The organism is Clostridioides sp. ZZV14-6345, from assembly GCF_020657775.1.
In the GTDB taxonomy this organism is placed as follows: Bacteria; Bacillota; Clostridia; order Peptostreptococcales; family Peptostreptococcaceae; genus Clostridioides; species Clostridioides difficile_D.
This window is the reverse complement of sequence record NZ_JAGWCX010000063.1, coordinates 1-25,782: the sequence shown is the minus strand read 5'-3', so window position 1 is coordinate 25,782 and position 25,782 is coordinate 1. Positions and strand designations below refer to the sequence as shown.

At 30.8% G+C, this 25,782-nt stretch carries 18 protein-coding genes; all 18 read right to left on the bottom strand.

What is annotated here, in order from left to right:
• Nucleotides 1-300: 300 nt before the first annotated feature.
• Nucleotides 301-525, bottom strand: a complete 225-nt coding sequence (gene secG / locus KGF39_RS15265; protein WP_003421948.1) for a preprotein translocase subunit SecG — start codon at nt 523-525, stop codon at nt 301-303.
• Between the two features lie 574 nt (nt 526-1,099).
• Nucleotides 1,100-2,392 carry a phosphopyruvate hydratase gene (eno, locus tag KGF39_RS15260; protein WP_009898301.1) on the bottom strand — a complete coding sequence of 431 codons (1,293 nt, stop codon included), beginning with the start codon at nt 2,390-2,392 and terminating at the stop codon, nt 1,100-1,102.
• 544 nt (nt 2,393-2,936) lie between these two features.
• Nucleotides 2,937-4,466, bottom strand: a complete 1,530-nt coding sequence (gene gpmI / locus KGF39_RS15255; RefSeq protein WP_413927094.1) for a 2,3-bisphosphoglycerate-independent phosphoglycerate mutase — start codon at nt 4,464-4,466, stop codon at nt 2,937-2,939.
• An 11-nt stretch (nt 4,467-4,477) separates the two neighbouring features.
• Nucleotides 4,478-5,221, bottom strand: a complete 744-nt coding sequence (gene tpiA, locus KGF39_RS15250) for a triose-phosphate isomerase (RefSeq protein ID WP_003421957.1) — start codon at nt 5,219-5,221, stop codon at nt 4,478-4,480.
• A gap of 25 nt (nt 5,222-5,246) precedes the next feature.
• Nucleotides 5,247-6,449 (bottom strand): phosphoglycerate kinase, encoded by a 1,203-nt coding sequence (locus KGF39_RS15245; protein WP_227822957.1) that lies wholly within the window; start codon nt 6,447-6,449, stop codon nt 5,247-5,249.
• Nucleotides 6,450-6,670: 221 nt separating this feature from the next.
• The gene (gene gap / locus KGF39_RS15240; protein ID WP_003421962.1) at nt 6,671-7,678 is read right to left on the bottom strand and encodes a type I glyceraldehyde-3-phosphate dehydrogenase; all 1,008 of its coding nucleotides are present in this window, start codon (nt 7,676-7,678) and stop codon (nt 6,671-6,673) included.
• A gap of 59 nt (nt 7,679-7,737) precedes the next feature.
• Entirely contained in the window at nt 7,738-8,760 is a 1,023-nt protein-coding gene (locus KGF39_RS15235) for a sugar-binding domain-containing protein (protein WP_227822956.1), read from the bottom strand.
• A gap of 739 nt (nt 8,761-9,499) precedes the next feature.
• The gene (gene rpoN, locus KGF39_RS15230; protein ID WP_227822955.1) at nt 9,500-10,846 is read right to left on the bottom strand and encodes an RNA polymerase factor sigma-54; all 1,347 of its coding nucleotides are present in this window, start codon (nt 10,844-10,846) and stop codon (nt 9,500-9,502) included.
• Between the two features lie 151 nt (nt 10,847-10,997).
• Nucleotides 10,998-13,559, bottom strand: a complete 2,562-nt coding sequence (gene xdh / locus KGF39_RS15225; RefSeq protein ID WP_227822954.1) for a selenium-dependent xanthine dehydrogenase — start codon at nt 13,557-13,559, stop codon at nt 10,998-11,000.
• Nucleotides 13,553-14,944, bottom strand: coding sequence for a dihydropyrimidinase (gene hydA / locus KGF39_RS15220; protein WP_227822953.1), 1,392 nt, complete (start codon nt 14,942-14,944; stop codon nt 13,553-13,555). Before hydA ends, xdh begins: the two co-directional genes overlap by 7 nt.
• Nucleotides 14,945-15,223: 279 nt before the next feature.
• The gene (locus KGF39_RS15215; RefSeq protein WP_227822952.1) at nt 15,224-16,333 is read right to left on the bottom strand and encodes a 4Fe-4S binding protein; all 1,110 of its coding nucleotides are present in this window, start codon (nt 16,331-16,333) and stop codon (nt 15,224-15,226) included.
• A gap of 87 nt (nt 16,334-16,420) precedes the next feature.
• Nucleotides 16,421-17,773: a nucleobase:cation symporter-2 family protein gene (locus tag KGF39_RS15210; protein WP_227822951.1), complete on the bottom strand. Its 1,353-nt coding sequence runs from the start codon at nt 17,771-17,773 to the stop codon at nt 16,421-16,423.
• A 143-nt stretch (nt 17,774-17,916) separates the two neighbouring features.
• On the bottom strand, nt 17,917-19,245 hold the full coding sequence (gene ssnA, locus KGF39_RS15205) for a putative aminohydrolase SsnA (protein ID WP_227822950.1): 1,329 nt from the start codon (nt 19,243-19,245) through the stop codon (nt 17,917-17,919).
• Nucleotides 19,246-19,272: 27 nt separating this feature from the next.
• Complete coding sequence (locus KGF39_RS15200; protein WP_107595212.1) at nt 19,273-20,856, bottom strand: D-aminoacylase; 1,584 nt, start codon at nt 20,854-20,856, stop codon at nt 19,273-19,275.
• A 15-nt stretch (nt 20,857-20,871) separates the two neighbouring features.
• Nucleotides 20,872-22,059 (bottom strand): YgeY family selenium metabolism-linked hydrolase, encoded by a 1,188-nt coding sequence (locus KGF39_RS15195; RefSeq protein WP_227822949.1) that lies wholly within the window; start codon nt 22,057-22,059, stop codon nt 20,872-20,874.
• Between the two features lie 237 nt (nt 22,060-22,296).
• Nucleotides 22,297-23,511, bottom strand: coding sequence for a diaminopropionate ammonia-lyase (gene dpaL / locus KGF39_RS15190; protein ID WP_227822948.1), 1,215 nt, complete (start codon nt 23,509-23,511; stop codon nt 22,297-22,299).
• 335 nt (nt 23,512-23,846) lie between these two features.
• Nucleotides 23,847-24,017 carry a hypothetical protein gene (locus KGF39_RS15185; protein ID WP_227822947.1) on the bottom strand — a complete coding sequence of 57 codons (171 nt, stop codon included), beginning with the start codon at nt 24,015-24,017 and terminating at the stop codon, nt 23,847-23,849.
• 17 nt (nt 24,018-24,034) lie between these two features.
• Nucleotides 24,035-25,741, bottom strand: a complete 1,707-nt coding sequence (locus KGF39_RS15180; RefSeq protein WP_413927019.1) for a sigma 54-interacting transcriptional regulator — start codon at nt 25,739-25,741, stop codon at nt 24,035-24,037.
• Nucleotides 25,742-25,782 lie beyond the last annotated feature (41 nt).

Here is a 25,782-nt window from a genome sequence, read left to right as displayed (position 1 = left end):
GCATTAAATATATTAAAAGTATTAATAAATAAAAAATTAAATATATTAAAAGCATCAATAAAATAGAAAATTAAATATATTGAAATAGGATATTTTTAAGATAATATTTATAAATACATAACTTAATAAATATCTAACTTAATCTTAAACATAAAAACTGGACCAACAATATAAAATTATCAGTCCAGTTTTTATGTTTTGTACTCTTTACTTTACGTACTTTTATTAAAAACTAAATTTAATTTTTAAATATATAGCAAATGCACTAATTAAATAATGGCCAGTTATTCAACAATATCATTACTTCTTAACTATAAGTAATGCCAATGCATTTATAAAAAATAATACTGCTGTTATCTTTGTAACTCTAGCAAGAAATGCTTGTTTTCCTTTTGGTTTAAAGTAAGCTTGACTTCCTTCTCCACCAAACTCTGAAGGTAAAGCATTCTTTGAATCTTGAGGCATTATGCTAATTACTAGTAAAATCCCTAGTACTACTTGCACACCCATTAAAATGTTGCTCATTCTTGCCCCTCCTATCTGTTTATTACTTAAATTTCATTACTCTTTAGTGTATCACAATAATATAGTCATTTCAAGACCATTATGTTATAAATCATACACAAAAAGAATATATAATTGCTTACTATATTCTTAATATAAAAACTAACAAAATTTAGAAAATGAAACTATTTAAATTAACACATAAATTGACACTTAAAATAATCTACTCTCATTGTATATATTATAAATAGCCAACAAAGTAAAACGATTATTTTAAGATATAGGTATAACTCTGAATTATCAACATAATTTAAAATAAATAATCTATATAATAACCTATCTCTAGCAATAATACTTTAATACAATTATGATTAAATCAAAGTATATTAGAACTTTTATTTATTTTTTTAATAAAATATCTTATGCCAATTAGATAAAGATGAAATTAAAACTTTTATTCGTATTTTATCTAAATCTGTGAATAAAATTATGGAATGAAATATGAAAAAGGATAAGTGACTTGAAAAATCAACTAACACTTATCCTTATATAAGACAAACTTAAACCTTTTATACTATCTCTTTAATCTTAATAACTATTTTTTTAAGTTGTAGAAAGATTTTAATCCACAGTATCTAGCTTGCTCTCCAACCATTTCTTCTATTCTTAATAATTGGTTGTACTTAGCAACTCTATCAGTTCTTGATGGAGCACCAGTTTTTATTTGACCAGCATTTACTGCAACAGCTAAATCTGCTATAGTAGAATCTTCAGTTTCTCCTGATCTATGAGATATAACAGCAGTATATCCTGCTCTCTTAGCCATTTCTATAGCATCTAAAGTTTCAGTTATTGTACCTATTTGGTTAACTTTAACTAATATAGAGTTAGCAACTCCATTTTCAATTCCTTTTTCTAATCTCTCTGTATTTGTAACAAATAAGTCGTCACCAACTAATTGTAATTTATTTCCTAATTTTTCAGTTAATAACTTCCATCCATCCCAATCTTCTTCGTCTAAACCATCTTCTATAGTTATTATTGGGAAGTTGTTTGACCAATCTTCATATAAAGCAACCATTTCAGCAGCAGTTAACTCTTTTCCTTCTCCTGCTAAAACGTATTTTTTAGTTTCTTTGTTGTACATTTCTGTAGCAGCAACGTCAAGACCTAACATAACGTCTTCACCTGGCTTATATCCAGCTTTTGTTATAGCTTCAACTATTAATTCTAAAGCTTCTCTGTTTGAACCTAAGTTTGGAGCGAATCCACCTTCGTCACCTACACCACAAGCTAATCCTTTTTCTCCTAAAACTTTCTTTAATGAATGGAATACTTCTGCTCCCATTCTTAAACCTTCTTTAAAGCAACAAGCTCCTACTGGTAATATCATGAATTCTTGAACATCAACGTTATTATCAGCATGCTCTCCACCATTTAATATGTTCATCATTGGAACAGGTAGTTGTTTAGCATTTACTCCACCTAAATATTGGAATAATGGAAGACCTATTTCATCAGCAGCTGCTCTAGCTACTGCCATTGAAACACCTAATATAGCATTAGCTCCTAATTTACCTTTGTTTGGAGTTCCATCTAATTCTATCATGATTGCATCTATAGCTGGTTGGTCAAATGCATCCATTCCTTCTATTTCTGGTGCTATTATTTCATTTACATTAGCAACAGCTGTTTCTACACCTTTTCCTAAGTATCTTCCCTTATCTCCATCTCTTAATTCAACAGCTTCAAAAGCTCCTGTAGATGCTCCTGATGGAACTATTGCTCTTCCCATTGCTCCATCTTCTAATACTACTTCAACTTCTACAGTTGGATTTCCTCTTGAGTCTAATACTTCTCTAGCATATACTAATTCAATAACTGACATTTGTATATCTCCCTTCGATTTTCTATTAGTTAAATTTTCATTTACTGTAAACATCCGTCTACTATTTTAATCTACTTTCTATATTATAGTACATAAAGTCGTTTTTGAAAATTAGGTACAAATTTATTTGATGGGTAAATTTGTAAAAGTTCCTATTTTTATTTTGTTTTTATAATATTTTAATTTATATAATATAAAAAAACTTGTCTAAAATCCAAAACCAATCTTCAATACACGAATATTATAACTAGATTTAAAACATTAAACATAAAATGTACAACTAATGATTCTAAAATTTTTGCTTATATAATATATATTAATTATTATTATTTACATCATTATCTATCTTATAATTTTTATATTTTATAAATTCTCTATCTTGTAAACTTTATAAAATATACTTGCATCTATACTTTACGATAGCAGACCTTACAAAATCTAAGTCTTATGTTATAAAGTCTAGACCTTACAAAATAAATATAAACTGTGCTATTTTCAAATTTATATTGTAGTTTATATCTTATTCTCTACTTATCAGAATCAGTTATCTTAAAATAAGTGAATGACCAGTCATTTCTTCTGGCTTTTCTAAATTCATCATATCCAAAACAGTTGGTGCTATATCAGATAATCTTCCTCCATCCAATAATTTTGCACTTTCATACTCTTGACCAACTACAATAAATGGTACTGGATTAATAGAGTGAGCTGTTACAGTCTTTCCTGTTTCTGGGTCTAACATATATTCAGCATTTCCATGGTCAGCAGTTATTATTGCACTTCCACCCAACTCTACTATTTTATCTATCAATTTTCCTACACAAGTGTCTACAGTTTCAACAGCCTTTACAGCAGCTTCTATACTTCCTGTGTGACCTACCATATCAGGATTTGCAAAGTTTAACACTATAAAGTCAAACTTATCTTCTCCTAATTTCTCTAAAGCTTTATCTGTCAATTCATATGCTGACATTTCTGGTTTTAAATCATAAGTTGCAACCTTTGGAGAAGGTATTAATAATCTCTCTTCACCTTTGTTTGGCTCTTCTACTCCACCATTGAAGAAGAAAGTTACATGTGCATACTTTTCAGTTTCAGCAGCTCTAAGTTGAGTTTTTCCATTTTTAGCTAGATACTCACCTAGAGTGTTGGCTAAAGATTGAGGTCCAAATGCTATATGCACATTCTCTATAGTTATATCGTACTCTGTTAAACATACAAAGAAGTTTTTAATATCTTCTCTTTTAAATCCATCAAACGCTTCACAAACTAAAGCTCTAGTTATCTGTCTAGCTCTATCTGGTCTAAAGTTGAAGAATATAATTGAATCATTTTCCTTTATACTTCCAACTGGTTTATCATCTTTCATAATAACTGTTGGCATTATAAACTCATCATTTTTTCCATCGTCATAAGAGTTTTGAATAGCTTCTTCAATAGAAGTTGCTTTTTCACCAACACCTCTAACCATAGCATTGTATGCAAGCTCTACTCTTTCCCATCTCTTATCTCTATCCATAGCATAGTATCTACCAGAAACTGTAGCAAATTCTCCTACTCCAATTTCATTCATACTATCTTGTACTTCTTTAGCATATTCTAATGCACTTTGAGGGTCAGTATCTCTACCATCAGTAAATGCATGAACATACACCTTTTCTACACCTTTATCTTTTGCCATTTTGATTATAGCTTTAAGATGGTCTATATGTGAATGTACTCCTCCATCAGACAAAAGTCCCATTACATGAAGAGAATGTTCCTTTGCATTATCCATAGCTTCACATAAAACTTTATTAGTAAAAAAGTCACCATCTTTTATAGATTTTGTTATTCTAGTTAAATCTTGATATACTATTCTACCTGCACCTATGTTAGTATGACCAACTTCTGAATTTCCCATTTGACCATCAGGTAGACCAACATCAAGACCACTAGCATTTATCAATGTGTTTGGATACTCTTTTTTTATTCTATCTAAATTAGGAGTTTTGGATTCAGCAATTGCATTTCCCTTAACATCCTTATTGTAACCAAACCCATCCATAATAATTAAAGCAACTGTTTTTTTCATCATTTCACTCCTTAGAAATTAACAAGGTCTAGGTAATCATTACTAGCTAAACTAGCTCCACCTACTAAAGCTCCATCTATATCACTTTGACCCATTATTTCGGCTACATTTGAAGGTTTAACACTTCCACCGTATTGTATTCTAACTTCATTAGCTAATTCTCCATATAATCCTTTTATAACTTCTCTTATATAAGATATAACGTCATTAGCATCTTCAGCAGTTGCAGTTTTACCAGTTCCAATAGCCCAGATTGGCTCATATGCAACAACTACTTTTGCCAAATCATCTTTAAGAACATTTTCTAGAGCTTTTTCAACTTGAACTCTACAAACATCTTTAGTTTTTCCAGCTTCTCTTTGTTCTAAAGTTTCTCCAACACATAATATTGGGTCTATTCCTACTTCTAAAGCTTTTAAAACTTTCTTATTTACAGTTTCATCAGTTTCATTAAAGTACTGTCTTCTTTCTGAATGTCCTATTACAACATAGTCCATATCTATTTCTTTTAACATAAGAGGTGAAACTTCTCCTGTAAATGCTCCTTTTTCTTCAAAGTGCATATTTTGAGCACCTATCTTTATATTTGTACCCTTAGTAGCTTCTTTTAAATCCTTTAATAAAGTAAATGGTGCACATATAACAGCTTCTACTTTATCAGAATTTACTTTATCTTTAACTTCATTTACAAATTCTAAAGCTTCTTTTATTGTTTTATGCATTTTCCAGTTTCCTGCAATTATAGGTTTTCTCATTTTACAATCTCCTCTATATATTAGTTTATTTATTATCTAATGCTGCAATACCTGGTAATTCTTTACCTTCTAAAAATTCTAGTGATGCTCCTCCACCTGTTGATACGTGAGTCATCTTATCACCAAATCCTAATTGATTAACTGCCGCTGCACTATCTCCACCACCAATTACAGTAGTTGCATCAGTTAACTCTGCCATAGCTCTAGCTACTGATAATGTACCATTTGCAAAGTTTTCAAATTCAAATACTCCCATTGGTCCATTCCACACTACAGTTTTTGATTCTTTTATAGTTTTTACAAAGTTTGCTATAGTCTTAGGTCCCATGTCTAGTCCCATATAATCTTCTTTTACATTAGCATCTTCTGTTACTATTGGAGTAGCATCTGGTGCAAAGTGGTCTGCCATAACAACGTCTACTGGTAATAATAAATTAACACCTTTATTTTTAGCTTTTTCCATCATTTCTTTAGCGTATTCAACTTTATCTATTTCAAGTAAAGAAGTTCCTACTTCATAACCTTGAGCTTTTAAGAATGTATAAGCCATTCCTCCACCTATTATTAGGTTATCAACTTTTTCTAATAATTCATTTATAACAGCTAATTTATCAGAAACTTTAGCTCCTCCAAGTATAGCTGTAAATGGTCTTACAGGATTTGCAACAGCTTCTCCTAAAAATTTTAATTCTTTTTGAATTAAGTATCCACAAACTTTTTCTTGTAAAAATTCTCCTGCCCCAACTGTTGAACAATGAGCTCTATGAGCAGTACCAAATGCGTCATTTACAAATATTTCAGCAAGTGAAGCTAACTCTTTAGAGAAGTTTTCTTCATTTTTAGTTTCTTCTTTTCTATATCTAGTATTTTCTAATAATACTACATCTCCGTTTTCCATTTTTTCAGTTGCTTTCTTTGCATTTTCTCCTACAACATTGTCGTCTGCTGCAAATACAACTTCTTTACCTAACATTTCAGATAATCTCTTTGCCACTGGTGCTAAAGATAGTTCTGGTTTAGCTTCTCCTTTTGGCTTTCCTAAGTGAGAGCATAATATAACTTTTGCTCCTTTAGAAATTAAATATTGAATAGTTGGTAAAGCTCCGTTCAATCTATTTTCATCAGTAATTACACCATCTTGTAATGGCACATTAAAGTCACATCTTACTAATACTTTTTTTCCGCACACATCAATATCTTCTATAGTTTTTTTGTTAAGCATTGACATAAATATCTCTCCTTTTAATAAAGTAATTTTTTATTGCCAAGTATAATATAGTACATACTTTTACCCTATTAAATATATCATATTATCATATTTTTATATATAGTATGTAACATTATTTAGGTGTATTTTATATATTTTTTCTTAAAAAAAGTCCAGAGTCCATAGTATTAAACTACAAACTCGGACTTTGTCAATCTACTTTTCTATTTTCTCAAAGCTGACTATTTTGCTAATTGTGCAAAGTATCCTAAAGTTCTTATTAATTGAGAAGTATAAGACATTTCATTATCATACCAAGAAACAACTTTAACTAATTGTTTTCCATCTACTTCCATAACTTTTGTTTGAGTAGCATCAAATAATGAACCGTAGCTTATTCCGATTATGTCAGAAGATACTAACATTTCTTCAGTGTATCCAAAAGATTCGTTTGAAGCTTCTTTCATAGCTGCATTTATTTCTTCAACTGTAACATTTTTTCCTAATGTACAAACTAATTCAGTTATTGAGCCAGTTACAACTGGTACTCTTTGTGCTGCCCCATCTAATTTTCCTTTTAATGAAGGTATTACTAGACCGATTGCTTTTGCAGCTCCTGTAGTGTTTGGAACTATGTTTCCAGCAGCAGCTCTAGCTCTTCTTAAATCACCTTTTGGATGAGGACCATCTAAAGTATTTTGGTCATTAGTGTATGCATGTATAGTAGTCATTAATCCTTTTTCTATACCGTATTTATCGTTTAATACTTTAGCCATTGGAGCTAAACAGTTAGTCGTACAAGAAGCTCCTGATATAACTGTCTCAGAACCATCTAATATGTCACTGTTTGTGTTGAATACTATTGTTTTTAAATCTCCAGTAGCTGGTGCAGATATAACAACTTTCTTAGCTCCTGCTTGTATATGAGCTTCAGCTTTGTCTTTAGATGTAAAGAATCCTGTACATTCTAATACTATATCTACTCCTAATTCAGCCCATGGTAGGTCTGCAGGATTTCTTTCTGCTGTTACTTTTATTTCTTTTCCGTTTACTACAAAAGCGCCTTCTTTAACTTCTATTTCTCCGTTAAATCTTCCTTGAGCTGTATCATATTTAAATAAATGAGCTAACATTTTAGCGTCTGTTAAATCGTTTATTGCAACAACTTCAAACTTATCTTGTTGCTCCATCATTTTTCTTAATGCTAATCTTCCTATTCTTCCAAATCCATTTATAGCTACTTTAACCATTTTCGCTACCTCCTATAAAGTAAATGTATGTTTTCTAGCTCTGTGCTAGGTCTTGACTTTTATAATAATGACAATATCTTATAAGCACTTTCTTCATCTGTTACAAGAACCATGTTTTTATGCATATTTGATATAGCTAATAATGCTTCTACTTTTTCAGTGCCTGCAAAGATTGCAATAGTTTCTTTTACTTGTTTAACTGTTTCTAAATCAATTCCAACAGTGTTTAATTTATAAACTATTTCTCCATCTTTGTTGAAATAATATCCAAATGCTTCTCCAACTGCATTTTTAGATAATATCTCATCAACCTTATCTTCTGGAAGTTTTCTTCTCTTTGCCATGACATCAGCTCTACCTATGCTAAAAACTAAAATGTCTGTTCTTTTAATATACTCCAAAGTTGTCTTAATCTCTGGCACTAGGCTAAGAGTTTTCATTGCACTTTCGTCCAACTCATCTGGTATATGTAAAAGTTTGCAATTAGAATGTAACTTCTTACTTATTGAAGCAACTATACTATTAGATTGCATCTCTACATCAGTTCCCATACTGCCTCTAGCTGGTACTATTGTAGAGTTTGGATATCTCTTATCAGTTTTAATAACGTTTGAAAACTCTAGCATAGTGCTTCCACCTGTTATTGAAACAATGTCTCCATCTTTTAAAATACTTAAGAAATACTCACATCCATATCTAGTTACATCTTTTAGTAAACTTCCATTTTCATCACAGCTTCCAGGAACTAGTATTACCTTTTTTATTCCAAGCTTTTCTCTGACTCTATCTTGTAACTTAGACAATCCCATGATGTCACTCATGATGTCCTTAAGTTTGTCTAACAAATCAGAACCTTCTTTAGTGATAGTCATACCAGATACAGCTACATCTATAAGTTCTTGTTCTTTTAAAAACTCAGTTTCTGACCTGATTATTCTTTCACTAATCTCTAATACATTTGATAAGGTTCTTCTACCTATTGGTTCACTTAAAGATATTTGTCTTAAAATAGAGTATCTTCTTTCCATAAGTTCAATTGCCTGTGGAATCAATTTTTTTTGAATTTCTAATAAGTTCTTCATAACATACTCCTTATTGCTTTTCTTTCGGGACTTTTTTCGTCCCTAGTGTTTATTTAAGTCCCACAAGATATTTTTATTTTATAGGATTTGCGTATAGATTTCAATAGTTTTTCAAAAACTTTTTTATTTTTTTGTTTTGTAGAATATTTCTCCACCATTTTCAAAGTACAGTATTTTTTCTTTTTTATATAAGGCTTTTTATATATATTTTTATATTTTTGTTATAATAATTTTATCTCTAACTAATTTTATTTCTAGCTAATCTTATTTATATTTAATATTCTTATTTTATTTATACTCTATGTGTTTTTCATTTTGTAATTATTAAATTTAATAATAATAGTTTATTTATCCCAGTATTCTTCTTGTTCTAATATTTAATTATTCTTTACAAACTATTATTTAATTATGTTTTCTAGTTTTTTAGTATTTTCTACTATATTTAATGTTCCCCTATTTTTTAATTCTTTCTAACATTTTAATATTCTATGGTTTTTTAATATTTTTAGCATTTTAACGCTTTATGAATTTTAATGTTATCTAATTTTTTAATCTTCTTTAGTATTTTAGTATTTTAATATTTTTTAGTATTTAATGTTCTTTAGTATTTGAATACCTTCTAGCGTTTTAACATTTTTCAATATTTTATTATTTTATTTCATAACATTTTTAGCCTAATTCACATTCATCTTTTAACTAGCCTTTTCCCCTTACTATACTGATATTTGTCTTTTACTTATTAGAATTCTTTTCTCTTACTTGAAGATAGGATTCCTAATTCTTCACGATATTTGGCAATTGTTCTTCTTGCAACATTGATTCCTTTTTCTTTTAGTAACTTAGATATATGGTCATCACTTAAAGGTTTCTTTTTATTTTCGTCTTTTATTGTTTCCTTTATAATTTTTTTTATGCTTGTACTAGATGCCATTTCATTATTCTCAGTTTCAATGGCACTACTGAAAAAGTATCTAAATTCATATACGCCAAAAGGTGTTAGCATATATTTACCATTTACACCTCTACTTATAGTAGATTCATGACATTTTAACTTTTCTGCTATGTCCTTCATTTTTAAAGGCTTTATATATTTTGTCCCTTTTCTCAAGAATTCATCTTGAGCTTTTACTATTTCTTCTGCAATCTTAAGTACTGTAGTTTTCCTACTTTCTATATTTTTCATAAGTCCTGTTGCTGAATTTAGTCTTTCTTTTATAAATTCTTTTGCACTTTCATCAGACTGTGAATTTTTTAATATGTCTTTATAATAACTATTGATTCTTATTTGATAAGAATCTTTTTCATTTAAATATACAATAAATTCATCATCAATTTTTTCTACTGTTACATCGGGTTGAATGTATACACTTTTTTCTACTGAACAAGTTCTTCCTGGCTTGGGGTCTAATGTCTTAATTATATTTATTAGTTCAACGCATTTTTGTAGCGACATATTGTACTTTTTACTTATCTCTTTGTATTTATTATTTGCAATTAAATTTAAGTCTTTTGTAACGATTTCCTCTAAAATTTCATTATATATTCCCAAACTAGCCATTTGTATCATTAGACATTCTGAAAGACTTCTTGCCCCTACTCCACTAGGTTCCAACTGCTGAACACTAATCAAACATTTTTCAAAAAGCTCTTCATCTATCTTTAAGGTATCAACAATTACTTTTTCCTCAGTTCTTAAATATCCATCTTCATCTAAACTATCAATTATATACTCACAGACTTCCAATTCTTTATCTGTAAGTTTATACAGGCTTATCTGAAATTTTAAATCCTCATATAAATTTGACGAATATTTAACTAAATTTTCTAGATTAACTTCATTATCAGGATTATAGCTTATCTCTGTTCTGTCTAAACGTCTTGACCTATCCATGTCTTTTATATATTCTTCCCAATTAATCTCCCCACTTTTCTCGACTTCAACTAATGGGTTATTCTCTGCTTCTTTTTTAATCTCTTCTTCTAATTCTAACTTACTCATATTTAATATTGATAATGATTGCTTAAGTTGTGTAGTCATTATTAGCTTCTGAGACTGAGTTAACTCTAGACTATTATTAAAATTCATTCTGCTCACCTCTCAATTTTATTAAACTTATTTTATAAAAGAAAAACCCTCCTGTATATGTATATTCTATCATTTAAAATATACCTTATGCAAAAGGGTTTTTTTTATTTACAATTTCATCTATTTTTTTATTTAATATTTCTTTTTTTTGTTACTTTTTTTTACTATATGGAGTATTTTGTAGTGGTAGTTCAGTTCTAAATTCTTTATCAAATACATAATAGGCATTTTGCACTGCTGGTGCAGTAGGAACTGTACAAATTTCTCCTACACCTTTTGCTCCATAAGCCAATAAATCTTTGTTCTTTTCAACTATTACAGCTTGTATTTCTGGTATATCTGTAGACTTAAATAAACCTAATGTACCAAATTTAGCTATTGGAACAGAGTTAACTACTGGGTAGTCTTCAGTTAAAGCATATCCAAGTCCCATGACTACTCCACCTTCTATCTGTCCTTCTAAACTGATTGGATTTATAGCTTTTCCAACGTCATGTGCTGCTACTACTTTTTCCAATTTTCCATTTTCATCTAGCATTACAACTTGTGTTGCGTATCCATAAGCAACATGGCTTACTGGATTTTCTTTATCACAACCCATTTTATCTGTGACACTTGCATATTCTCCGTAAAACTCTTCTCCCTCTAAATCATGTAAAGTTTTTCCAGAGTCTAAAGCTTCTTTTAATTTATTTGATGCAACTTTAGTAGCTTCTCCTGTAAATACTGTTTGTCTTGAAGCTGTAGTATTACCAGAATCTGGTGTTAAATGAGTATCTGGAACTTCATGAACTATATTTTCAGGAAGTAAGTTAGTAGTTTCACAAACTACTTGAGTCACGACAGTACCAAGACCTTGACCTATACAAGAAGCACTTGTTCTTATATGAACTTTTCCATCTTTTATCACTAATCTACATCTTCCAACATCAGGTATACCAACTCCAACACCACTATTTTTCATTGCACAAGCTATGCCTACACGTGGATGCTTTTCATATTCTTCTCTTACAGCTTCTAGCGTTTCTGTCATTGCTGTTCCTTCATCTGCAAATTGACCATTTGGTAAAACTTGCCCAGGTCTTATTGCATTTTTATATCTTATCTCCCAAGGTGATATTCCAACCATTTCAGCAAGTAAATTTAGATTACATTCTGTTGCAAAACAACTCTGTGTAACGCCAAAACCTCTAAATGCTCCTCCAGGAGGGTTATTAGTATACACTGCTGTTCCTGTTATATCAATATCTTGATAGTTGTATGGTCCAGCTGCATGAGTACACAATCTTTGTAGTACTGGTCCTCCAAGAGAGGCATATGCACCTGTATCAGATATTATTGTTGCTTTCATACCTGTTAAATATCCATTTTCATCACATGCTGTCGTAAATTCCATTTCTGTGGCATGTCGTTTTGGATGAACAATAATACTTTCTTTTCTTGTTAACTGTACTTTTACAAATCTCTTAGTATGGTATGCAAGTAATGCTGCATGGTGTTGAACACTCATGTCTTCTTTTCCACCAAAGCCTCCGCCTACCATTTTATTTATAACTCTTACTTTCTCATATGGTAACCCTAACATGTCTGCACATTCATGTTGAGTAGCAAATACTCCTTGGTCTGTTGAATAGATTATTACTCCATCTTCTTCATAAGGACCAGCTACTGCACATTCAGGCTCTAAAAATGCGTGTTCTGTAGCAGGTGTAGTATATCTCTTAGTTACAACATATTTTGAATTTCTTATCTTTTCCTCAGCATCTCCTCTTACTAAGTGCTCCTTCACAAGTATATTACCTGTTTCATGTATCTTTGGAGCATCCTCTCTAAGAGCATCTTCTGTAGTACTTAATGGTGTTAATTCCTCATAATCTATCTTAACTAGCTTTTTTGCTTCCTCTAGCGCTTCTCTAGTTTCTGCTGCTACTAAGACTATTCCATCTCCTAAGTATCTAGTTATCTCACCTTCTGGTATTAAAGTGTCCCAATCCTTCTTTAAGTGACCCACTTTTATAGTTCCTGGAATATCTTTAGCTGTTAGAACTGCAACAACTCCTGGATAAGCTTTTGCTTCTTCTACATCTATTTTTTTAACTAAAGCTCTAGGATATTTAGCTCTAACTGCTGAACCATAAATCATACCCTCAATTCTCATATCATCTACATATTCAGAATATCCAAGTGTTTTACCTACTGCATCAACTCTAGGAAGATTTTCACCTACTAGACCTTTACAGTTTACTTTTGGTACATCTATATCTTCTCTAAAAATCTTTGCTGCTAAATCTACAGCCTTAATTATTTTTACATACCCTGTGCATCTACATATATTACCTTTTAAAGCTTTCTTTATATCATCTTCAGTAGGATTATTATTAACGTCTATAAGTGCTTTTGAACTAATTACCATACCTGGAATACAAAATCCGCATTGTACAGCTCCTTGGCTAGCAAAAGAATATGCAAAAACATCTCTTTCTCTCTCTGATAATCCTTCTATAGTTGTTATGTTTTTCCCGGCTAATTTATCAGTTTTAAATACACATGCTTTAGTCGCTTTACCATCTATTATAACCATACATGTTCCACAAGCACCTTCTGAACATCCATTTTTAACTGAAGTTATATTCATATCTTCTCTAAGGAAGTCTAAAAGTTTTTTGCCTTCTTTTGCAACAACTTTCTTTCCATTTAATATAAATTCTACCATTCTCTAGCCCCCTTTGTTAGACGCCTATTTATATATCTCCCACTTGGAGTATTACAGATTAATTCTCCCTCTCTAACTACTTCTTTTCCTCTTAAATAAACATGTTCTATTTGACAATCAACTTCATACCCTTCATAAGGTGTATAATCTACATTTTGAAATTGTTTTTTTGATTCTATTTTAGATTTCTTATTTGGATTTAAAACTAATATATCTGCATCACTACCTATTTCTATAGTTCCTTTATTAGGATACATTCCAAATAACTTTGCTGCATTAGTTGATGTTACTTCTACCATCTTGTTAATAGATATTTTATTTTTATATACTCCATATGTGTATAAAAGACTCATCCTATGTTCTACACCTGGAGAACCATTTGGTATCTTACTGAAATCGTTTATTCCAAGTTCCTTCTGTCCCCTATAATTAAAAGAACAATGGTCTGTTCCTATAGTATCTATTTGATTATTTGAAATTGCATTCCATAATATTTCATTATTTTCTTTATTTCTTAGAGGTGGTGACATTACATACTTAGCACTTTCAAATCCATCTAAATCATATAATTCATCATTTAATAGAAGGTATTGAGGACAAGTTTCAACCATTACATCCACACCTCTTTGCTTGGCTTTTATAACCTCATCCAAGGATTCTTTACAGCTTAGATGAACAACATACACCTTAGAGTTTGCAACTTCAGCTATCTTCATAAGTCTTGAAGTAGCCTCTGCCTCCAGTATAGCTGGTCTAGTTAATTGATGATATTTTGGAGATAGATTATTTTCTGCCTTTGCCTTATCCACAAGTTCACATATTATGTCCCCATTTTCACAATGGAATCCAATAATCCCGCCTATCTCTTCTGCTTTTCTCAAAGCTTCAAATATAACACCATCATCAACTTGAAGGCTTCCTTTATATGCCATATACAATTTAAATGAAGATACTCCTTCTTTAACCATATCTTCCATTTCATTACAAACTGAGTCATTCCAGTCTGTTATAGCCATGTGAAAACCATAATCTGAGTAGGATTTACCCCTAGCTTTTTCATGCCATTCTTCTAATCCTTCTTTTAAAGAACATCCCTTAGCTTGTGTAGCAAAATCCAATATAGTAGTAGTTCCTCCGACTATAGCAGCTTTTGTTCCTGTCTCAAAGTTATCTGCTGTCTTAGTAACCCCTGTATCTAAGTCAAAATGAGTGTGTGTATCTATACCTCCTGGTATAACATAAGAATCACTAACATCGACTATTTCATCATTTTCTTTTGATATATCAATACCTATATCGACTATTTTTTCATCTTCTATTCTTACATCTGCACAGTAAGTTTTTTCACTTGTTACTACTTTCCCACCTTTTAAAACAATTCCCATATAGACTCCACCTTACTTATAACGTATCAATTTATTTTATCTGAAGAAATTAACTTAAAGTAATTTGACTATTGCATTTATACACAGTAAATCTATATTTAGATTAAACCAATATCTAATTAAATTAATATTTAGTTAAACTAATGTTTAGTTAAATCAACGTAATAAAATTATTAACTTCATGTTGTATTATTAAAATATAATACTTGCTTATCTAATATATTTTATTATCCTAATATATCTATTACTCTAAGTTAATTATTAAATTTCTATATAATATTATTCACTTACAGCTTCTACTTGATTGTAGCAAATACTTAAAGCTCCTTTTGGACATCTAGTTACACATAATCCACATCCAAAACACTTATCTGCATCTATATTTAATTTATCTGTAACTTCTAAGGCTTCATACACACAGCTTGTTACACATTGCTTACATTTGATACACTTATTATCATCTACAACTGGAGCTACTGAATGAGTTCTAAATCCTCTAGCTGCCATTTTCTTATGAGTTAATCCTTTTATTTCATTAACATCAGCATATCCATTTTCATCTAAGAATTCATTTAACTCTTTAGCCATTTTTCCATAGATAGAAGGACCTTTAAGAATTGCTTCTGTACATACTTGAACAGCACTTGCTCCAGCCATCATCATTTCAGCTACATCTTTTCCACAAGTAATTCCACCAACACCGATTATTGGTATATTTACAACTTGAGAAGCTTCATATATACATCTTATTGCTAGAGGTCTTATTGGAGCACCTGATAACCATCCGTATCCAGCTTTACTTCCCATTATAGGGTATCCTGTATTTACATCTATTGCCATACATGGTCCAAATGAGTTTATCATTACAAGGCCATCTGCACCTGCCTCTTCAACAGCTTTTGCAATAGTTTGAATATCAGTATGAGGACTCATTTTCATAAATACTGGTACATCTAAAACGGCTTTTGCAGCTTTTAAGGCATTTACTATTGGTGCAACATCTGTACCTACATAATGAGTAGATAATTCAACTGCATCTGCATAAGGTTTTACTAAAGGAGCAACTTCAGCTATTTGCTCTGCTGAATATCCCATACTTACTATTACTGGAAGACCTGTTTCTTTTACTTTTTTGTATTCTTCCTCTATCCATTGCTCTTTTGGAAGCTCTGACCATAATTCTGTATTTAAGAAACCACTATTAGTTTTTGCCATACATGGTCTTGGTACATCTGCTGGTAATACAGATATAGTTTTTGTACATATAGCTCCTGCTCCACCTTTTGCTGCATCTTGACAGAGAGCACCATCTTTTGCTCCAGGACCTGCTGCTGTCATAATTGGATTTAAGAATTCCATTCCATATAAATTAACTTTTAAATTAGCCATATTATTATCTCTCCCTTAAATTAAATATTTTTAATATTTAGACTGTATTCTTTTATTTGTATTTGTTCTTTATTTACTTTCTCATTTTTACTTTGCTTTTTCAACTTTATTATTTTTTTCTTTTTTAGAACCTAGTTCATTGAAGAATATATTTAAAATTACTGCTGATAAACTACCTGTTGTTATTCCACTATGGAATATTGTTTGTACCCAAGTTGGAAAATTATGATAAAAATCAGGATTTGTTAGTGGTATCATAGACAAACCAACACTAACTGCTACTATAACCCCATTTTTAGTTCCGTCAAATTTTACTTTACTTAAAGTTTTTACTCCTCCAACCATTACCATTCCAAACATTGCAAATCCTACGCCTCCAAGAACAGGCTTAGGGATTGCTCCTATTATTGCTGCAAATTTTGGTAAGAAACCAAGTACTAGTAATATGACCCCTGCATAAACTGCTATAAATCTTGATTTTATACCTGTAAGACCTACTATTCCTGTATTTTGACCAAATGGAGTTATTGGAAATGAATTGAATATTCCAGATAAAGCTGTAGATATTCCATCTCCAAATAGACCTCTTTTAATATTTTTACCTGTTACTTCTTTGTCTACCATTTCATGGATAGCTATCATATTACCAACTGACTCTGTCATAAGTACTAACATAATCAAACACAGTGACAGTATTGCAGATAGTTCAAATCTAGGCATTCCAAATTTTAAAGGTATATTTAAATTAAGCCAACCAACTCCATTTACTGCACTAAAATCTGCCATTCCAACTGCCATGGAAAGTAGCGTACCAAGTACTATACCTACCAATATAGCTGTACTATTCCAAATTCCTTTTAAGAATTTAAATGAAAGTAAAGTTATTGCCAATACTGCTAAAGCTAATGCTAATGAGTTTGGTTCAACCGCTTCCAATTTATTGTCAGTTATCCACTTTATCCCAACTGGAAATAGTGAAATACCTATTACCATAACAACTGTTCCAGTAACTACACTAGGGAAAAATCTTATTAGTTTTTCAAATACTGGAGCAAGTAGTATACAAAACAATCCAGCTACTATTACGGAGCCAAACACTGTTTGTATTGCAACTTGAGAATCACTATATGATGAGGCTATTGCTGTCATACCTGCCACAGCGGCAAAACTAGTTCCTTCTATTACTGGTATTTTAGCACCTACAATATTTCCTATACCAACACTTTGTATGAGTGTTCCTATACCTGCCATAAACAAGCAAGCATTTATTAAAAAAACAATACTAGCATGATCTAGTCGTGCAGCACTTCCAATCATCATAGGAACTGCTACTGCTCCTGCACACATTGCCAAAACGTGCTGTAGTGAAAATACCCAAGATTTAGATACAGGTAACCTTTCATCTACTGGAGCTATTTTAGGGCTTTTATCTTGAGACATTTTGGGTCTCCCTTCTATATTTAATTTAATATTCTATTCCATATATTTTTTATTTATATACTTCATTTAAATTCTACTTTTGTCTAAGCTCTGTTTTTAACATCTAAATTCTCGTTTCTTACTTGTATGTTAATATCAATTATTTAGATTCTATTCCATAGATTTTGACTTAATTCTCTGCTTTTAGCTAGAATACTTTCTTCATCTATGTTTACTAACTTTCTATCTTTCATAAGTACTTTTCCGTTTATAATAGTTGTGTCTACACTTCTTCCACTCATTCCAAATATAGTGTGTCCCCCTATTGTGTTTTCTGTCAATGGAGTATGCGGTATATAATCAACTACTATAACATCTGCATAAGCACCTTTTTTAAGTACTCCTAAGTCATTTTTATAATAAGCCTTTGCTATTTTTCTATTGTTATCAAATAACATTGTTTGTGATTCTTCAAATCCAACTCTTGGGTCACTTAAGTGATGTTTGTGAATTATATTGGCAACTTTTAATGATTCAAACATATCACTAGTATATCCATCAGTCCCTAGACCTACTGTAACATCTCTTTTTAGTAGCTCTATTGCAGGAGAACATCCAACTGCATTTCCCATATTAGATTCTGGATTGTGAACTACAAATGTATTTGTTTTATTTAAAAGACTGATTTCATCTGTACTTATATATATACAATGAACTGCTATTGTTTTTTCTTTTAGTACACCAAAATCATCGAATCTTTCTAAAACCCTTTTTCCATATTTATCTACATTATATTGTAGGTCTGCTAACCCTTCAGCAACATGTACATGGTAGCCTGTATCAAGACCAGCCATTTCTGAAGCACATTTATTTAATGTGTCATCAGACAACGTAAACGCAGCATGAAGACCAAACATTCCTTTTATCATGTCTGTATCATCTTTTTGAGCATATTTTATAAAGTTTACGTTTTCATTGATACCTTGTTGTATTGTATCTCCACCATCTCTATCAGATACCTCATAACAAAGGCATGTTCTAATTCCCAAATCCTTTGCAACATCTGATATTGTAAACAAACTTCCTTCAATTGCATTTGGACTTGCATGATGGTCATAAACTGTTGTTACACCATTTTTTATACATTCTATATAAGTTGCATATGCACTGTATTTTGTATCTTCTAGTGTAAGCTGTTTATCAAGTCTCCACCATAAATTGTTTAATATTTCTAAAAAATTCTCAGAAGGTTTTCCTGGAACTGCCATTCCTCTAGCAAATGAGCTGTATATATGCATATGTGAATTTATTAGACCAGGCATGATTATTTTCTTGCCTGCATCTATAAATTCATGTACTGGATATTTCGCTTTCATTTCCTCTGTAGTACCTATATCTTCAATTAGATTATCATTTATTACTACACATCCATCTTCCATATAGGGATTTAAAGAATCTTGGCTTATTAGCCTCCCATTCCCCACTAAAATCATAAATTTATTCCTCCTTAAAGCTAAGATTTAATTTTTAAGTACTTTTCCTGCTTTAATTTTATTGTATTTTCCTTCTTCAACAACACAATTTCCATTTATAATTACATAATCTATACCTGTAGGATACTGCATAGAGTCGATAAAATCATCACATCCACTAACTGTATCCTTGTCAAATATAACTATATCTGCAAAATATCCTTCTTTTAACTCGCCTCTGTCTTTTATACTAAAGCTTGTAGCTGCCTTTTTAGTCATTTTATAAACAGCTTCTTCAATTGTTAGTACATTTAACTCTCTAACATATCTTCCTAGTATTTTAGGGAAAGAACCATAAGCTCTTGGGTGTGGTTTACCTGCTAAAAGACCATCTGTACATACATTTTGCTCATCTCTTTTCATGAATCCTATTATATGCTCTTCTAATCCATAGAAATCTACCATTCCAACTGCATTTTCTTCTTCTTTTAGTAAATCAAACGTTGCATCTAATGGGTCTTTTCCTCTCATTTTTCCAATTTCTAATAAGCTCTTACCAATTGTATCTTTATTCTTTTCTGTTTTTACGCTTGTTACAAATATTTGGTCTATTCCAGCAAACTCTATAAAATTATCCCAACCTTCTATTCCATTTGCTATGTCTTTTTTCATTTTTGCTCTTTCGTTTTCATCACTTAATCTTTCTATTAATTTATCAGTTCCTCCAGAATGTGCCCAAGGAGGTAAAACTACTCCAAGCATTGTACTTCCTGCTGCATATGGATATTGGTCAAAAGATACTCTTATACCTTCTTTTTCTGCTTTTTCTAAAAGCTCTATAACTTGAGGTATATACTTCCAATTTGATTTACCACAAACCTTAAAGTGTGAAAAATGAACTTTTACTCCTGATTGTTTTCCAATTTCTATGATTTCTTCCATTGATGTTAATATTGTATCTGCTTCACTTCTTTGGTGAACTACAAATACTCCATCATATTTTGCTACAACCTTACACATCTCTATAATTTCTTCTGTCAACGAGTATGCACAAGGTATATATATAAGTCCAGTAGACAATCCTATAGCTCCTGCTTTTAGCTCTCTCTCTGTAATTTCACACATTTTTTGAATTTCTTCTTTAGTAGCAGGTCTATCTTCAAGTCCCATTGCTTCCATTCTAACGTTTCCATGAGGTACTAAATAAGTTTCATTTAAACCTACCCCATTGTCATCCATCATTTTCAAATAATTCTCTGTTGTTTCATATTTCCAATCAATTTCATCACTTTCACCATCTAGGCCTGCTAAATTTTTTCTCCAAGAAGATATATGTTCTTGAGGTAGAGGGGCCATAGATATCCCATCTTGGCCCAACACTTCTGTTGTAATTCCCTGTCTAATCTTTACCTCATTATATGGATTAACTAAAATCACTAGGTCTGAATGGCTATGAGTATCTATGAAACCTGGACATATAACTCTACCTTTTGCATCTATAACTTTGTCAGCTTCTTCATTTAAATCCTGTGATATTTTTAATATTTTCTCGTTTTCTATTAAAATATCGCCTTCATATGCTGGTGCTTTACTTCCATCTACTATAAGCCCATGTTTTATTAAAGTTCTCACAAAACCATCTCCTAATTATTTTTTATAAACTGATTTTAATATACCATAATATCCTTCTGCACCTTTAAACAATTGGTCTAATTCTATATACTCATCTATTGTATGAGCAAGATTTTCTTTAGAAGGACCAAATCCTATAGTTCTTATTCCAGCCTCACCTGCATAGTGGCTTCCGTTTGTACAGAATGAGTATTGAGTTATTTCTGAATCTATTCCAGCTTCTTTTAATCCTTTATATGCTGCTTGAACAAATTCATCCTCTTCATCGTATAACCAACCTGGGAAGAATCTTTCACTTTCTATAGTATTTCCTGTATAACAGTCAGCTTTTTCAACTGCATAAGAAACTTTTGCAGTTAATTCTGGGTCTTCTTTCATCATTTCATCTAATAATGCTTGTATTGGAGCTAATACTCCTTCTCTTGTTTCTCCAACTAATAATCTTCTGTCAAAAGTAGCTTTACAGTAATCTGGTACTACTGAAGCTCCTGGATATGGAGAAGATTTTATATCTGTTAAAACTAGTATTCCATCACCTAAAACTGGGTGAGTTGGAGGTACTAATTGTTGTATCTTTTGGATTACATTAGCCATTTTATAAACTGCATTTACACCTTTTTCTGGATTAGCAGAGTGAGCTGGTTTACCAAAAGTTTCTACTACTATTTCCCCTCTACCTCTTTGACCAATCTTCAAGTTTAATTCTGAAGATTCACCTATTACAACATAATCAGGTTGAACAGCCTTACTTATTTCTCTAGCTGAAACTCCTTCAAATATTTCTTCGTGAACAACACCTGCTACATATAATTCACCTTCAAAGTCTTTGTTAGTATCTTCTGCAAAGTATGAAACAGCTGCCATCATAGCACTTACTTGCCCCTTCATATCAGAAGTTCCTCTACCATATATTTTTCCATCTACTATTCTTGCTTCAAAAGGAGGAACACTCCACTTACTTGCATCTGGAACTGGAACTGTGTCTATATGTCCATCAAATAATATTTTTTTACCTGGTTTGTTTCCTTTTATACATCCTACTATATTTCCATATCTATCTCTTGACCAGCTATCAAAACCTAGTAAAGCAAAATTCTCTTCTATTGCTTTTACTACATTTTCTTCTTGACCTGAATAACTAGCATTTCTTATTAAATCTTGGCATACTTCAGTTAATTGTTTTTTTCTTATTTCATTTAACATTTTGATATTCCCCCATATAATTTTTAATTTGTTGATGTTTTACTTTGATATTTCACTTTTTTAATTTATTCATATTTCACTTAATCTATTGATTTTTTACTTCTTTATATTTTATTTATTAAACTTTTATTTAGACTTTATTTTAATTTTGTTTAGTTTTATTTGGTTTTTATTTTGAGTTTTTCATTTGCTTAAGTTTTTATTTTACTTATTAAGTTTTTATTTTACTTAAGTCTTTTATTTACTTTGGCACTCACCATTCCAAACTATATCTTTATATTTGTCAGGGTCAGTATCTCCTTCTGTACTTATTAATAATACTTTAGAGTTCTCATCTAGTTTTAAAGCTTCTCTTAAATCTTTTAAATCTTCACTTTCAAGTATTGAAACTAATGCTCCAGTTGTAACTGCTCCAGATTCTCCAGAGATTACTTTCTCATCTCCTCTTAGAGGATTTCCTAGTATTCTCATACCTTTAGCAGATACCCAGTCTGGTGCTGAAACGAATGCTGATGAATAATTTTTTAACACTTCAAACCCTATAGTGTTTGGCTCTCCACAAGCAAGACCTGCCATTATAGTTGGCATATCTCCTCCAACAAATCTTGGTTTTCCATCTCCTGCTTCTGCTGATTTATAGTAACAATCAGCTTCATCAGCTTCTACTACTACTGTTATTGGGCATTCATCATATATTGAAGCAACATATCCTTGAACTGCACCAGCAAGTGAACCAACTCCTGCTTGCACAAATACGTGTGTTGGTCTGTCTACTCCATATTCTTTTAATTGTTCTATGGCTTCTTTAGCCATAGTTCCATAGCCTTGCATTATCCATGCTGGTATTTCTTCATATCCGTCCCAAGCTGTATCTTGAACCATTACTCCGTGGTCATCAGCTTCTGCGTAATCATTAGCTAATCTTACTGCATCATCATAGTTTAAGTCTGTTATACTAGCATCTGCACCTTCTCCTTTGATTTTATTTAATCTGAATTCAGAAGAACCTTTTGGCATTAATACGACAGATTTTTGACCTAATTTATTGGCTGTCCAAGCAACTCCTCTACCATGATTTCCATCTGTAGCTGTAAAGAAAGTTATTTCTCCTAATTTTTCTTTTATTTCTTTTGAAGTTAATTTATCATATCCTAACTCAGATATATCTGTATCTAATCTTTGAGCTAGGTATCTACCCATAGAATAAGAACCACCTAAAACTTTAAATGCGTTTAATCCAAATCTGTAAGATTCGTCTTTTACATATATTCCGCTTACTCCTAGTGATTTTGCTAAGTTATCTAATTTAACTAAAGGAGTCTTTTCATATTGTGGAAAGCTCTCATGGAAAGCTTTAGCCTTTGCAATTTCTTCATCTCTTAAAAATTCAATCCCTTTTTCTTTTTCCTCTGATTTAGGTAAGTTATTTAATTTCCATTTTATTTCTCTCATTTATTTTATATTCCCCTTTCAAATTTTTCGATGTCATTATTAATTTTTTATCTTTGTGTCTTTATAGTAAAGCAATTACTATGCCAATATTATTTATTCTAAAAACAATTTTTTTATGTTGGAATTACATACTTTTATAAAATTTCTTTAAATTTTATAAATTTTGAATGTGAAAAATAAGATTTATAAAAGAAAAAATTCTCATATTGGGAAATTTTTATCAATACGAGAATTATCAATTCGAGAAACCGTTTCTTTATTTTAATTTTTCCTTTATTATGCTCTTATTCTTTATATGTCTATTGTTTTGTCAGATATATTACTATTTTTACTTTCTATAAATGTATGGCTATAACCTTCTTATGTATAAACTCTATAAATTTATAGAAGTACTTTATATTTTTTATAGATTTATTTCCTTTTTCATCCTGCCCTATTTTGAAATTCATAAGAATATCTACTCTAGTTAGTATATCAGTCCAAAGAAATATATAAATACTTATCATTTTGATGTTCTATTATATTACTGCTGTTCTTCTTCCAACTTTCTATATAATGTAGCCAGACCTATACCTAAGTCTTTTGCTATTTTCTTCTTTGTCTTTGTATCTCTTCCATACTTATTCAACAACTTGTTTATGTAAGTCAACTCTAATTCTTTAATTGAAAGTATCTTTTCTTGGTTCTCTACTATCCCTTCAACTATATCGCTTTCAAATGTTATATCTATATTTTTATCTTTATGGCCATTTCCATTAATATCATAATAGTTCAAAATATCTAATGGAAGCATATCTTTGTATATTATTCCATCATCTCCAACCAAATTCATCATATATTCAACTGCATTTTCTAGTTCTCTTATATTTCCCGGCCAATTATAGTTAATCAACATATTCATTACATTTTCTTCTATTTTATTCAATTGAATACCTAATTCTAAAGAATATTTAGAAGCAAACTTCATCATTATTGATTCAATATCATCCTTTCTTTCCCTAAGAGGTGGCAAATTTATAGGAATTACATTTAATCTATAGTATAAATCATCCCTAAACTTACCTTCATTTACTAATTTCAATAAATTTTTATTTGTAGCAGCAATTACTCTTATATCTAAATCTATAAGTTTATTTGACCCAATTCTCGCAAATTTTCTCTCTTGTAAAACTCTAAGTAACTTTGCTTGTAAAGGCATTGACAAATCTCCCATTTCATCAAGAAATATAACACCTTCATTTGCAAGTTCAAATTTCCCCACTTTACCTCCACTACTAGCTCCACTAAATGCACCTTTTATATAGCCAAATAACTCACTTTCAAGAAGGTTTTCTGGAATAGCAGCACAGTTTATCGCAATAAAGGGCTTGTTCCACCTACTACCTTCAGCATGTATGGCTCTAGCAATTAACTCTTTACCTGTACCACTTTCACCAGTTATTAGGACAGTTGAATTTGATTTTGCTAATTTCTTAGTTCTCTCTTTTACTTTTAACATTGCTTCTGAATTTCCAATTATGGACTCTATATCACTATTTCCCCAGCCACTATTCACTTTTCCATGTCCTTTATGATTGATATATGTCTTGTCAAATATGATTATCTTGTCGTATTGATTTATATATGGATATACAGGAATTATTTTGGCATTTATATTATAAATCTTGTTATCAATATCAATTTCTAGTAATTCATGTCCATTTGAGGAAGATTCAACAGATACTATATTTACTATATTTTCTATTATATCTTTCTCTATATCTAATTTTTTTAGAGCTATATTGTTTATATAAGATATTTTGCTATTTATGTCTAGTATTATAACGCCTTTTTCAACATTTTCAATGATTTCTATCATCATATTCATTTTTCTACTGCTATTTTTTGATGCTTCATGCTCTTCTATCTTCATAGAAATTAAATCGCATATATGATTGACAAATTTTAAATAATTATCTATTTTTGCACTTATTTCTACTTTTTTAGTTTTATCTGTGCTAATAGCACCAATTACTCCTATAGTTCGATTATTATACTTTATTGGAACTGCTATTATTACTTTATTTAGGCATTTCATGTAATGGGAACATTCTATACAAAGCTGATTATCACATATATCCAATACGACTAATTCTTGACCTGTCTGTATAACATTGTCGTAAATAAATCCTTCTGTAACAACGCTTTCATTTATCTTTGATTTATACAGACCTGTACCACTAATTCTTATTAATCTATCCTGAACCTCCCATGACTAAAGTCACAGGGTTC